The following is a 14,546-nucleotide window of genomic DNA, read 5'->3' as shown; positions in this document are numbered from 1 at the left end:
TTAGAAAAGGGTAAAGGGTAGAATAATGAATTTAGAAGCAATGATGCAGACTGTTCCTGGTGTAGATAACTGGCTAACAAATATTGAACCTAATACAAGACAATTGTTAACTGGACTAACGGGTTCAGCTAAAACATTGATGTTAGCTACTATTTTTAAAGATAAAAAAAAATCTATGTTGGTTGTGACAGATAATTTATTTCATGCAACACAATTAAATGAAGATTTAACTAACTTTATTAATGAAGAAGATGTGCTTACATTCCCAGTTGAAGAATTATTAGCTGCAGAACTGGCAACAAGTTCACCAGAATCTAAAAGTGAACGTGTCCAAACGCTTCAGGCTCTATTAGAAGGAACACCAAAGATTGTTGTAACATCAATCTCGGGGTTACGACGTTTTCTAGCACCTGTTTCAACGTGGAAACAAGCAACATTAAACTTAGCTGTTGGAAAAGATATTGATTTGAAAGCCACGGAAACTCAACTCTTTACGATGGGCTATCAACGTCAAAAGTTGGTTGAACGTCCTGGGGATTTTGCTGTACGTGGTTCTATCTTGGATATTTACCCATTGACCGTAGAAAACCCAATTAGACTAGATTTATTTGATACGGAAATAGATTCATTACGTTATTTTGATGTGACTAATCAACGAAGCTTAGAGAATGTGGACCAGATTCAAATTATACCCGCGACAGATTTTATTGCGACTGACGCTATGCTATTGGAAGCTAGTCAAACATTAAAAAAAGCGTATGGTGTTGAATATAAGCGATTAGATAATGATGATCAAGAGCGATTAGAATCAAATATTATGCCGCTTATGAGTGATTTTGAAAAAGGACGCTTAGCTCCGGAACATTTATTATTTAGCGATATTATTTATCAAGGTAAAACAAGTCTGTTAGATTACTTGGGTAGCAATGGTTTAATTGTAATGGACGATTATCCGAGATTATTAGAAGCTGAAAAGACGCTTAAACTAGATGAAGATAACTGGATGGCAGATAAGTTAAAAACACATCAAGTTTTGTCTACAAGTGTTTTTGGATTTGAATTACGAGATTTATTGAAAAATGAATCGCATGCTGAATTATTTCTGGCTCATTTTCAAAAAGGAATGGGTCACCTCAAATTTAATCAATTGATTGATGTACCAGGACATGCCATGCAACAATTTTTTAGCCAAATGCCATTACTTAAAACAGAAATGGATCGTTGGTTAAAAAAGAAACAGACTATTATTGTTATGGTTCAAGATAAAGAGCGACTTGATAAAGTCTCACAAACCTTGGATGATTTTGAGATTCCTTCTATCATGACGACTTTGGATAGCCTACAGTTAGGAAAAGTTCAGGTAGTAGAAGGTAACTTACAAGCTGGATTTGAATTGCCAATGGCAAACTTAGTTGTTGTGACAGAACATGAAATGTTTAACAAAGTCACTAAAAAACGTCCAAAACGCCAAACATTAGCGAATGCAGAACGCCTTAAAAGTTATCAAGATTTGAAACCAGGAGACTATGTGGTCCATGTTAATCATGGTATTGGACAGTTTATTGGAATGGAAACATTAGAAGTCGATGGTAAACATCAAGATTATATGACAATTTCTTATCGGGATGAAGCTAAATTATTTATTCCAGTAACCCAATTAAACATGGTTCAAAAGTATGTTTCTTCTGAATCTAAGTCACCTAGAATTAACAAATTGGGTGGTACTGAATGGACCAAAACGAAAAATAAAGTTGCTGCTAAAATTGAAGATATTGCTGATGATTTAGTTGCATTGTATGCTGAACGTGAAGCAGAAGTTGGATTTCAATTTTCAAAGGACAACGATTATCAGATGGAATTTGAAAATGCATTTCCATACTCTGAAACTGAAGATCAAATTAGAAGTTCAAATGAAATTAAGCACGATATGGAACAAAAGAAACCAATGGATCGTTTATTGATTGGTGATGTAGGTTTTGGGAAAACAGAAGTCGCGTTACGTGCCGCTTTTAAAGCCATTCAAGATAATAAACAGGTTGCTTTATTAGTGCCTACAACGGTGTTAGCGCAACAACATTACGAAACAATGATTAATCGATTCGAAGGATTTCCAGTTGAAATTGGGATTTTATCTCGTTTTAGAACAAAGAAACAACTTAAAGAAACAACTGATAAAATGGCTAGTGGTGCATTAGATATTGTCGTTGGGACACATCGAATTTTATCGAAAGATATTCAATTTGCTGATTTAGGATTGTTAATTGTTGATGAAGAGCAACGGTTTGGTGTGAAACATAAAGAACGACTCAAAGAGTTTAAGTCACAAGTGGACGTCTTAACGTTAACGGCAACGCCAATCCCAAGGACACTTAATATGTCGATGCTTGGGGTTCGCGATTTATCAGTAATTGAAACGGCACCATTGAACCGTTACCCAATTCAAACTTATGTAATGGAACAAAATGGTGGAACTATTCGAGATGGAATACAACGTGAACTTCAACGTGGTGGACAAGTTTTTTATTTGCATAATCGAGTTGAAGATATTGAAAAAGTAGTTTCAGAAATTGAGATTATGGTTCCTGAAGCTAGTGTCGCGTATATCCATGGTCAAATGACTGAAAATCAATTAGAAAATGTCTTGTATGATTTCATTCAAGGTGTCTATGATGTGTTGGTAACAACGACAATTATTGAAACGGGCGTAGATATTTCTAATGCTAATACATTATTTGTCGAAAATGCTGACCACATGGGATTGGCGCAACTTTACCAGTTACGTGGTCGTGTTGGTCGTAGTAGTCGAATTGCGTATGCCTACTTTATGTATAAACCTAATAAGGTTTTGACTGAAGTGAGCGAAAAACGCTTAGAAGCAATCAAAGACTTCACCGAATTGGGTTCTGGATTTAAAATTGCTATGCGAGATTTATCTATTCGTGGAGCAGGAAATCTATTGGGCCGACAACAACATGGTTTCATTGATTCTGTTGGATATGATTTATATACACAGATGTTGACAGAAGCTGTGAATAAAAAACAAGGTAAAAAAGCTGAGCCTAAATCAGATTCTGAAATTGACATTAATATTGAAGCTTATTTACCATCATCTTACATTGATGATCAGCGTCAAAAAATTGAAATTTATAAACGTATTCGACAGCTTGATAATTATGATCAATATTTGGAAGTACAAGGTGATTTAATTGATCGTTTCGGCGAATTTCCAACTGAAGTGAATAACTTAATGGAAATTGGCTTACTTAAATTATTTGCCGATAAGGCATTAGTTGATAAAATTAAAAAAGATAAAGACCAGTTAATTGTTTCTGTTTCAGAAAAAGGAACGACATTGCTGGGTACGGAAGCAATTTTCATGGCATTATCAGCAACAAAATTAAAAGCGTCATTAAAAACTCAGGGCAAACAAATGCGTGTGATTTTAGTGATTCAACCTAAGATGACTGAGACTGACTGGTTGATTGAATTACAAAACTTTATTCAAGCGTTAAGCGAATCCGTTGGGTCAGTGACTGCAGCTAACTAATAAAAAAGGAATCGAAATGATATGGGAAATAAGCAACTTAGACATTTAATGCGTGGTGCAATGATTCTATCGATTGCCTCACTAATTGCCAAGATTTTGAGTGCCATTTACCGAGTGCCATTCCAAAATTTAGTCGGAGATACGGGCTTCTATATTTATCAGCAAGTTTATCCTATTTATGGGATAGGGATGACTTTTGCTTTGACTGGATTTCCCGTCTACATTAGTAAGTTAATTGCTGAAGAGCCTTCGAAAGAAGATAAAATAAAATTGTCTCATGATATATTTATTGTTTTAAGTATATTTAGTTTAGTTATCTTTTCTGGCTTACAATTAGGAGCTTCATGGATTGCGACAGCTATGGGTGATGGACAGTTAGCAGGCTTAATTAAAAGTGTTTCATTTATGTTCTTATTTTTACCTGTTTTAGCAGTGGGACGTGGTTATTATCAAGGTATTTTTGAAATGAACAAAACTGCTGTCTCCCAAGTTGTTGAACAACTATTACGTGTTGGACTCATTATTTTAGCGGCATACATTGCGGTTGAAAATAATATGTCATTATATTCGATGGGAGCATGGGCAATGTTTGGGGCAACTATTGGTGCTATTGGCGCAAGTGTTTCTTTTATTCACTTTTACAGGGTTGAATTTAGGAAGACTAGGCTTCAAACAAACTGGCAAAGATTACTGATAACCTCTAAAAAATTATTTTCGGAGGGTCTTATCATCTGTCTATTTGCAGCAATGATGGTGCTATTACAATTAGTTGATTCATTCACAGTGAAAAACGGATTAGTGCACTTTGGTTATTCAAATAATATTGCAAAATCGTTAAAAGGAGTCTATGACCGTGCACAGCCTTTAGTACAACTTGGACTAGTTATTTCTGTTGGGTTCTCTTCGATGTTATTGCCATCTCTGGCTTCGGCCCGTCGTGAAAACCGAAAAAAGGATTTTCAACGATATGCTGGGATGTTAGTGCACATAACGGTGGCGTTATCGATGGCGGCAACCATCGGACTGATTGCTGTTATGCCACTTGTTAACCAATCTTTATTTGGGGATCAACTTCAAAATGGTACATTATCGGTTTATATGTTTAGTATTTTCTTAGCAGCAGTTATTGGAACATACAACAGCGTCCTACAGAGTCTGGGATTGTATCGTACGTCAGTCATTGCTTTGATTATCGGATTGTTACTTAAAATGAGTATTAATTTTTACCTAGTTTCTATATTAGGAACAGTTGGAGCAAGTATTGCGACAATCTTAAGTTTATTACTTGTATTAATTGCCATGTGGGTTATGTCACCCAGTGAGATTAGACAGTTACTAATTGATCCCAAATTTATGATGAAATTAACTTTAATTTGTGTAATTATGGGAATTGTGGTTTATTTATTAGATAATCAGTTAATTAATTGGACGAATGACAAGCGATTGTTGAGTGGCATTATAGCGCTCGTTTCTGGATCTATTGGTGCTGGAATATTTGGTGGTTTAGCAGTTAAATGGGAATTATTTTCGATTCGAGAATGGCTAAGCTTTCCATTTGGAAAACGTATTTTAAAAAAATTTATAAGATAAATAAAGGGGATTAACTAATGAGATTAGATAAATTTTTAAAAGTGTCACGTATTATTAAACGTCGTACAGTTGCAAAAGAAATTGCAGATAAGGGTCGAATTATGATTAATGATAAAATGGCAAAATCTTCAACAGATGTTGTTGTTGGGGATGAGTTAACAATCCAATTTGGTAATAAAACGCTGACTGTTCGAGTTATGGCGCTTAAAGAAACAACGAAAAAAGCAGAATCAATTGATTTATATGAAGTTGTTTCTGAAGTTTATACAGAAGAAAGTCGATAATTATCGATTTTTAATTGGAGTCCTTTATTGGGTTAGGAGACAAGATGGCCGATAATAAATCGAAAATTAAATTTTTAGATAATGATTTTATGAAAGCTAATAAAACAGAAAGAAAAAAAGATCAACGATTGGTAACTATTCACCGCCGCCGTATGATTGGATTAGGAGCTGTTTTAATAATTATAATCATTTTCTTTAGCGTACAGTTAATTTCAACCAAGCTTAAGGTTGCACATTATAAGCAAGAAACAGCAGTTGAACAAACGAAATTAAAAAAAGCTAAAGCAAATCAAAAAGATCTTAAATTTCAAATTAAACAATTAAATGATAACGATTATTTATTAAAATTAATTCGTGAAAAATATTATTTCTCTAAAAAAGGTGAAACTGTCTATAGTTTTCCTAGTGATAAAGCAAATTTAAAAAACTAATCAATCAGGGATAGAATTACCCGTGATTTAACTTTGTATCAAGGTTTATAGCGTGGTATACTAGTATGGTATATATATCTAAGGAGGAACAACTTTTTTATGTCTATTGAAGTCGGAGAGAAAGTTTCAGGTAAAGTTTCAGGAATTACAAATTTCGGTGCATTTATTGATTTGGGTGACAGAAAAACAGGATTAGTACATATTAGTGAAGTTTCTGATGGATTCATCAAAGATATTCATGATGCACTAACTGTTGGGGATGAAGTCACAGTTAAAGTTTTATCCATTGGCGACGATGGTAAGATAAGTTTATCAATACGAAAAGCTGTTGATAAGCCTCAAGTAACAGAAACAAAATCTCGTCCACAGAAAACATTTAATAAAGATACTCGCGCATCGACTGGTTCTCGTCCATCAAATGGTGGTAAGAATCGCTATCAGACTAAAAAAGTTGAACCTCAAAAAGATGACTTCGATTCATTGTTGTCAGGCTTTTTGAAAGATAGTGAAGATCGGTTAGTTTCATTAAAGAGAAGTACTGAAGGTAAGCGCGGTGGCCGTGGTGGCCGACGTAATTAATAACGAATTTTAAAGATGAGTGGTTGAAATGAAAATTTTAAACCACTCTTTTTTTAATGAAAAAAGGAGAAAAGTTTTGCTGAATACAAGATTTGAGGCTCAATATCGGCTACTTGGTAGTCCTGAAAAAATTCTGGTTGCTGTTTCAACAGGTGTTGATTCAATGGTCCTCATGGATTTGTTGCAACGATTACCAGATGAAATCCGGCCTGAGATAGGCGTTGCCTACATTGACCATCAATTAAGAGAGCAGAGCCGTATTGAAACTGAGTTCATCGAAAAGTATTGTCTAGATCATCAATTTAAATTATATAAAAAAGTTTGGCCAGTACATGAACATGGATTAAATGGTATTGAAAATGCAGCGCGCAAAATGAGATATGATTTTTTTGAGCAAATAATGGTATCAGAAACTTATGCAACGTTAATGACAGCGCATCAAGCAGATGACCAGCTCGAAACACTTGTTATGAAAGGAATTCGTGGCGGAGATATCAGACAGTTAACGGGTATCAGTCAAACTAGATCATTTGGACCAGGGATGTTAGTTAGACCGTTACTTTTGTTCACAAAACAGGCTATTCGGCAGTACGCAAAGCATGAAAACATTGTTTTTTTTGAAGATGAAACGAATCAATTAAGTGATTTTTTTAGAAATCGAGTTAGAAAAGAAATTATACCGAAAATGCTTGAAAATAATAAACAAGTAATTAAGCATGCACAAAGTTATGCAGATCAGTTAACGAACCTATTAGATTTAGCAGATGAAGCAATTAGTGAAAAAATAAAAGAAATCAAATATGCTTCAGGATTTAAAATAAAAATGTGGACCACGTTGGAAACAAGGTGGCAAAAGCCGATATTGAAAAAAATCGCTGAAGAACATGGTGTTTTCTTAAAAGAAGACCAAATACAGCAAATTAGCCAGTTACTGCTGAATGAAAAAAAACCACAGGGTGAACTTAATTTAGGTGATGATCAATTATTTGTTAAAAAATATGAGTACATGGATTTCATTCAAAAAGAGAAAATAATTGAAAGTACTTCTGAAAAAATAATACTCGGTATGAATTCATGGGTTAATTTAAATAATAATGAAAAAATTGGCGTATTTAAAGCTGAAGAGATTAATCTAGATGAAGTAACTATAAAAGATTATATGATGGTTGATCACTCTATTGTTGAAGAGGGGCTTAGCTTGAGACATCGGTTGCCAGGCGATTATATCGACATAGGAAATAGTGCAAAACAAAAAATAAAAAAAATATTTATTGATCAAAAAATAAGTAGTAATGACCGTAATCAGGCTTGGGTATTAGAAACTAATACTAAGCGAATCATTTGGTTAATAAATTATAAAAAATCTCAATTGTCAGACACCGTTGAAACTGATAAAATACAAGACATAATCGTTTTAAAAAAACAAGGTCAGGGAAGAGGCTAAAGTGTATGGATGAAGATATCAAAAAAGTTCTTTACAGTGAGCAAGAAATTCAAGATGTTACTCGGCGATTAGGAAAACAGATTACCGCTGATTATCAAGGCAAAAATCCATTGCTTGTTTGTATATTAAAGGGCGCCTATCTTTTTATGGCTGACATTGCTAAAAATGTTGCAGATTATGCAGAAGTTGATTTTATGAATGTTTCGAGCTATGGGGATGGTACCGTATCAACTGGTGAGATTAAGATTATCAAAGATTTAGATATTGATGTTAAAGGCAGAGATGTGATTATTGTTGAAGATATCGTGGATACAGGACAAACTTTAGCTTACTTAATCGATCTGTTTAACAATAGAAATGTAAAATCTGTTAAGGTTTGTTCGTTGTTGGACAAACCAGAAGGTCGTAAAGTGACTGTTAACGTTGATTATGCAGGATTTGAAGTTCCAAATGAATTTGTAGTTGGTTATGGATTAGATTATGCTGAAAAATATAGGAACTTACCATATATTGGCGTCTTGAAACCTGAAATTTATACAGAGTAAAATAATGGTCAAAGAATGTCAATTGTGATATAGTGTATCCTATTCAAACGATAGTTGAAATAAAAATAAAGAAAAACGGGCAGGAGAGTAGATATGAAAAACAATCCTAAAAATGGACTTTTTAAAAATAGTTTATTTTACATAGTTATCATGCTTGGGATAATGGGTGTAATGTACTTCTTTTTTGATGGAAACAGCAAAACGGAAACACAAGAAATTCAATCAAGTGAATTTGTCTCAAAATTACAATCAAACCAAGTGAAATCATTTGATATTCAACCATCAGGTGGTGTCTACAAAATAACAGGGACTTATAAGAAAGCTCAAACAGAAAAGAGCAAGGATACTGGGTTCTCATTAATTCCAGCTTCAAAGAAAACAACAAAAGTTAAAAACTTTACGTCAACAGTTATTCAAAATGATTCAAATATGGCACAAATTTTGAAATCATCTGAAGCAACAAAGACAAAAATGGATACAAAAGAAGAACAATCAGATAGTATCTGGTTGCAATTAGCAATTACGGTTATTCCACTTGTATTAATGGTCGGCTTTTTCTATCTTATGATGGGACAAGCAGGACAAGGTGGCGGTGGTGGCGGTAAGGTGATGAACTTTGGTAAATCAAAAACAAAACCTTCCGAGAAAAAAGATAATAAAGTTCGTTTTGCTGATGTTGCCGGTGCAGAAGAAGAAAAGCAAGAACTTGTTGAAGTTGTTGAATTCTTAAAATCACCACGCAAATTTGCTGATTTAGGCGCTCGAATCCCATCAGGTGTTCTCCTAGAGGGACCTCCTGGTACTGGTAAAACTTTACTCGCAAAAGCAGTAGCTGGTGAAGCTGAAGTACCATTTTATTCAATTTCCGGTTCTGATTTCGTAGAAATGTTTGTCGGTGTTGGGGCAAGTCGTGTACGTGATTTGTTCGAAAATGCTAAGAAAACTGCACCATCAATTATCTTTATTGATGAAATTGATGCTGTCGGACGTCGTCGTGGCTCTGGTACAGGTGGCGGTAATGATGAACGTGAACAAACATTGAACCAATTACTTGTTGAAATGGATGGATTTACGGGTACAGAAGGTGTGATTGTAATTGCAGCTACTAACCGTTCGGATGTTCTGGATCCAGCACTTTTACGTCCTGGTCGTTTTGATCGTAAAGTTTTAGTAGGTCGCCCAGATGTTAAGGGTCGTGAGGCTATTCTTAATGTTCATGCAAAAAACAAACCGTTAGCATCTGATGTTGATTTAAAAGTTATTGCTAAGCAGACACCTGGATTTGTTGGTGCTGATTTAGAAAATCTTTTAAATGAAGCTGCATTATTAGCTGCTCGTCGTAATAAATCAAAAATTGATGCAAGCGATATGGATGAAGCTGAGGATCGTGTTATTGCGGGACCAGCAAAACGTGATCGTACGATTAATGAAAAAGAACGTCAAACAGTTGCATTCCATGAAGCCGGACATACAATTGTTGGATTAGTCCTAAATGATGCTAGAGTTGTTCACAAAGTAACAATTGTCCCTCGAGGTCGTGCTGGCGGTTACGCAATCATGTTACCAAAAGAAGATCAAATGTTATTGTCTAAAAAAGATATGAGTGAACAAATTGCTGGATTAATGGGTGGACGTGCAGCTGAAGAAATTGTTTACAATGAACAATCTTCAGGCGCATCAAACGATTTCCAACAAGCAACACAAATGGCTCGCTCAATGGTTACTGAATATGGAATGAGTGAAAAACTCGGACCTGTTCAATTAGAAGGCAATAGCCAAATGTTCGCTGGTGGTTCAGGTCAACCAAGTGCTGCTTACTCAAGCAATACGGCTGACATTATTGATTCTGAGGTTCGTCGTCTATCTGAAGAAGGTATGAAACTTGCTAAAGAAATTATTGAAGCACATAGAGAACAGCATAAATTGATTGCTGATAAGTTATTAGAATTTGAAACACTTGATGAAAAAGAAATTTTAAGCTTGTTCGAAGATGGCAAAATGCCAGAAAAAGACGATGCAAATGAATTTCCGAGTGAAAAAGATGGTTCTTTTGAAGCAACAAAAAAAGAATTAGAACGTAAAGATGCAAAAAAAATAGCTGAAGAAACAGATGAAGTTGATTTATCTAAAACGGTTGTTTTTTACCCCAAAGTGAATAAAGACGATAAATAATCGTTACTTAAGAACTCCGATGGATTATCTATCGGAGTTCTTGTTGGTCTAAAATGAATTATTTAAGGAGAAAACGAATGAAAGATTATCTTGTAAAAAGTTTGGCCTTTGACGGTAAATTAAGAGTATATGCTGTTACTGCGACAAATACGGTTGCTGAAGCACAAAGGAGACATGACACATGGAGCGCAGCATCAGCTGCACTTGGGCGGAGCCTAATAGGAACATTATTACTAAGTACATCTACATTGTCAGCCGATGAAAAAATGACCGTTAAAATTAATGGTGATGGGCCAGTTGGTGCTATCGTAATTGATGGTAACGCTGATGGAACAGTTAAAGGATATCTGAGTGAACCCCACGTTCATTTACCATTAAATGAAAAAAATAAAATTGATGTTAAAGGTGCCGTTGGAACAACTGGATCAATGGCAGTAACAAAAGATATGGGTATGAAGGAACCGTTTACGGGACAAGTCCCATTGGTTTCAGGTGAACTTGGCGAAGACTTTACTTACTATTTAGCTAAATCAGAGCAGATTCCATCATCAGTTGGATTATCTGTATTTGTGAACACGGACAATACAATCGAAGTGGCCGGTGGGTTTATGATTCAAGTAATGCCTGGCGCAACTGATGAAGTTATCGATAATTTAGAAAAAAAATTAGCAGAAATGCCTATGATTTCAGAATTGCTAAGAGATGGTAAAACGCCAGAAGATATTATATATCTGATGTTTGGTAAAGAAAATGTTAATATCTTGGATACAATGCCAGTTGCGTTCGAATGTGATTGTTCAAAAGATAAATTTTACGGTTCATTAGCTAGTTTGCCAAAAAGCGATATCACTGAAATGATCGAATTGGATCATGGTGCCGAAGCTGTTTGTCGTTTTTGTGGAAATCGATATCAATATTCTGAAAATGAATTAATGAAATTATTAGAGGGTTCAGCTAAATAAATTTTATCAATATATGATTTGTGTTATGATACTAAACAATAGTAAGTGTAAAAAACGATGAGGTGAATAGAATGGAATGGAAAATTGGCGATATATTAATTCCTAATCAAGTAGTTGTTGCACCTATGGCAGGTGTAACAAATGCGGCATTCAGAATGATTTGTAAGGATTTTGGTGCTGGATTAGTAGTTTGTGAAATGATTTCTGATAAAGGAATCCAATTTAGAAATAAAAAAACGTTGAGCATGTTGTTTGTAGATCCAAGAGAACATCCAGTTAGCGTTCAAATTTTTGGCGGAGATAAGGAAACATTGGTTGCTGCTGCTAAGTTTGTTGAAGAACACACGTCAGCCGACATAGTCGATATTAATATGGGTTGCCCTGTACCTAAAGTAACAAAAACAGACGCAGGCGCACGTTGGTTGCTTGATCCAGATAAAGTATACGAAATGGTTGATGCGGTTACTAATGAGCTGTCAATTCCGGTAACAGTTAAAATGAGAACAGGCTGGGACGAAGATCATATTTTAGCAGTTGAAAATGCCTTAGCTGCTGAACAAGGTGGTGCAGCTGCACTTGCAATGCACGGAAGAACACGTTTCCAGTTGTATAATGGTAAAGCAGATTGGAATATTTTACATGAAGTTAAAAGTAATTTAAAAACAATTCCTTTTATGGGTAATGGTGATATTAAAACGCCACAAGATGCAAAGAAGATGTTAGATGAAGTCGGTGCCGACGCTGTTATGATAGGCCGTGCTGCATTAGGAAATCCGTGGATGATTAGGCAGACAGCAACGTACCTTGAAACAGGTGAACTCATTGCTGAACCTTCAGCATCTGATAAAATTTTAGTTGCTAAAGAACACTTGCACGCACTTTGCCAGATAAAGGGTGAGGTTATTGGACCTAAAGAATTCAGAAGTCAAGCAGCATACTACTTAAAAGGTATTTCGCGTTCAGCTCGTGCTAAAGCAGCATTGAATGAAGCAAATTCAGAAGCTACTATGATAACGATATTTGATAAATTTTTAGAAGATACAAAAGAACGTGAATTCAAATTAATGCAAAAAGAAGCATAGAATTAGTTGCATTTTATTGGGTTAATTGGCATGATAGTAAGTGAAATATGTAATTAAGTGAGGGATATAATATGGTAAAGCAAGAACAAAGTATGAATGATCAATTAAAGGTACGTCGTGAAAAAGTTGTTGAACTTCGCGAAGCAGGGGTCGATCCATTTGGACACCGCTTTGAACGTAAAGACATGACTAAAGCATTACATGATAAGTATGATGCATTAACTAAAGAAGAACTTGATGGTATGGATATCCAAGCTACTATCGCAGGTAGATTAATGTCTAAACGTGGTAAAGGTAAAGTGAGTTTCGCTGATATTCAGGATAAAGATGGACGTTTACAATTATATGTCCGTAAAGATGTTGTAGGTGAAGATACATATCATATCTTTAAACGTTCAGATATTGGTGATTTTGTTGGTATAACAGGTGATGTTATGAAAACAGATATGGGTGAATTAACGATTCGCCCAACAGAAGTTACTTTCCTATCAAAAGCATTACGACCATTACCAGATAAATTTCATGGTTTGCAAAATGTAGAACAAATCTATAGACAAAGATATCTTGATTTAATCACAAATCGTGAAAGCTTTGATCGATTTATGAAACGTAGTCAAATTATTTCAGCTGTAAGACGTTATTTAGATGGTAATGGATATATTGAGGTTGAAACGCCAGTACTGCATAACCAAGCAGGTGGAGCATCAGCTAAACCATTTACAACACATCATAATGCGTTAGATATTGAACTATACTTGAGAATTGCACTAGAATTACATTTAAAACGACTTATCGTTGGTGGAATGGAAAAAGTATACGAAATTGGTCGAGTGTTCCGTAATGAAGGAATTGATACAAAACATAATCCTGAGTTTACAATGCTTGAAACGTACGTTGCATACTATGACTTCCATGATGTAATGGATGAAACTGAAGGCATTTTTAAAGCAGTCGCAGATGTAATTTCAAATGACGGAATTATTGAATATGATGGAAAAAAAGTAGATTTTAATAAAAAATTTGCAAGAGTTCATATGGTAGATGCTATTAAGTCCGTAACTGGAGTGGATTTTTGGAAAGAAATGTCAGTTGAAGAAGCACAAAAATTGGCAGATGAACATCATGTTAAATATGAAACATATTGGAAAGTTGGCCATATCATTAATGAATTTTTCGAAAAATTTGTTGAAGATACAATTGTTGATCCTACTTTTGTTTATGGACATCCTTTAGAAATTTCGCCTTTAGCAAAGAAAAATGAAGATGATCCAAGATTTACGGATCGTTTTGAAATGTATATTTTAGGTACAGAATATGCTAATGCATTTACTGAGTTAAATGACCCCATTGATCAAAGAGAGCGATTTGAGTCCCAAGTTGAAGAACGTGAAGATGGTAACGATGAAGCGGAAGGAATCGATGAAGATTTCATTGAAGCACTCGAATATGGTATGCCACCAACAGGTGGTTTAGGAATTGGAATAGATAGGTTGGTTATGTTAATGACTGATGCACAATCTATCAGAGATGTGTTATTATTTCCAACTATGAGACCAGATGATAATCAATAAATATTTTTAAATTATTTTATAGGATTATTTTTGATGAATAATATTATATGAGAGTATTGTCGCTATGTGACAATACTCTTTTTTTACTTTTATTTCAGCAGTAAAAGTAATAATAAAACACGATGTACACGTTTACATTCATTGATTTAGATTTAATTTAAATAAAGGCTTGACGAAGGTGATTATTCTTGGTAAAGTAATAAACGTTGCTTCAGTAGTAAACAACTAATTCAAATGTGACCAGTTAATTAATTAAAAAAGTTCTTGACAATTAACGAAATCCTTGATATGATATAAAAGTTGTCAAAAGCAACCAAGTAGATCTTTGAAAACTGAACA

11 protein-coding genes are annotated in these 14,546 nt (G+C 34.7%); all 11 read left to right on the top strand.

Going from position 1 to position 14,546, the window contains the following annotated elements; translation table 11 throughout:
- Positions 1 to 25 precede the first annotated feature (25 nt).
- Positions 26 to 3,547 carry a transcription-repair coupling factor gene (mfd, locus tag AC1RPX_RS00055; protein WP_481760855.1) on the top strand — a complete coding sequence of 1,174 codons (3,522 nt, stop codon included), beginning with the start codon at positions 26 to 28 and terminating at the stop codon, positions 3,545 to 3,547.
- A gap of 21 nt (positions 3,548 to 3,568) precedes the next feature.
- A complete protein-coding gene (locus tag AC1RPX_RS00050; protein ID WP_481760854.1) occupies positions 3,569 to 5,137 on the top strand; it encodes a putative polysaccharide biosynthesis protein in 1,569 nt (522 codons plus the stop codon).
- Between the two features lie 17 nt (positions 5,138 to 5,154).
- Positions 5,155 to 5,421: an RNA-binding S4 domain-containing protein gene (locus AC1RPX_RS00045; protein ID WP_481760853.1), complete on the top strand. Its 267-nt coding sequence runs from the start codon at positions 5,155 to 5,157 to the stop codon at positions 5,419 to 5,421.
- 44 nt (positions 5,422 to 5,465) lie between these two features.
- Positions 5,466 to 5,852 (top strand): FtsB family cell division protein, encoded by a 387-nt coding sequence (locus tag AC1RPX_RS00040; protein WP_481760852.1) that lies wholly within the window; start codon positions 5,466 to 5,468, stop codon positions 5,850 to 5,852.
- Between the two features lie 99 nt (positions 5,853 to 5,951).
- Complete coding sequence (locus AC1RPX_RS00035; RefSeq protein WP_481760851.1) at positions 5,952 to 6,431, top strand: S1 domain-containing RNA-binding protein; 480 nt, start codon at positions 5,952 to 5,954, stop codon at positions 6,429 to 6,431.
- Positions 6,432 to 6,507: 76 nt separating this feature from the next.
- The gene (tilS, locus tag AC1RPX_RS00030; RefSeq protein WP_481760850.1) at positions 6,508 to 7,875 is read left to right on the top strand and encodes a tRNA lysidine(34) synthetase TilS; all 1,368 of its coding nucleotides are present in this window, start codon (positions 6,508 to 6,510) and stop codon (positions 7,873 to 7,875) included.
- Positions 7,876 to 7,880: 5 nt separating this feature from the next.
- A complete protein-coding gene (gene hpt / locus AC1RPX_RS00025) occupies positions 7,881 to 8,420 on the top strand; it encodes a hypoxanthine phosphoribosyltransferase (protein ID WP_409021576.1) in 540 nt (179 codons plus the stop codon).
- Between the two features lie 93 nt (positions 8,421 to 8,513).
- On the top strand, positions 8,514 to 10,592 hold the full coding sequence (gene ftsH, locus AC1RPX_RS00020; protein WP_409021575.1) for an ATP-dependent zinc metalloprotease FtsH: 2,079 nt from the start codon (positions 8,514 to 8,516) through the stop codon (positions 10,590 to 10,592).
- Positions 10,593 to 10,669: 77 nt separating this feature from the next.
- Positions 10,670 to 11,554, top strand: coding sequence for an Hsp33 family molecular chaperone HslO (gene hslO / locus AC1RPX_RS00015; protein ID WP_481760849.1), 885 nt, complete (start codon positions 10,670 to 10,672; stop codon positions 11,552 to 11,554).
- Between the two features lie 71 nt (positions 11,555 to 11,625).
- Positions 11,626 to 12,636 carry a tRNA dihydrouridine synthase DusB gene (gene dusB, locus AC1RPX_RS00010; protein WP_481760848.1) on the top strand — a complete coding sequence of 337 codons (1,011 nt, stop codon included), beginning with the start codon at positions 11,626 to 11,628 and terminating at the stop codon, positions 12,634 to 12,636.
- A gap of 71 nt (positions 12,637 to 12,707) precedes the next feature.
- Positions 12,708 to 14,207: a lysine--tRNA ligase gene (lysS, locus tag AC1RPX_RS00005; protein ID WP_481760847.1), complete on the top strand. Its 1,500-nt coding sequence runs from the start codon at positions 12,708 to 12,710 to the stop codon at positions 14,205 to 14,207.
- The last annotated feature ends 339 nt before the right edge of the window (positions 14,208 to 14,546 follow it).

The organism is Dellaglioa sp. CoH-56-MRSF-14 (assembly GCF_056782115.1).
The sequence above is the reverse complement of the archived record's forward strand: the minus strand, read 5'-3'. Positions and strand labels throughout refer to the sequence as shown.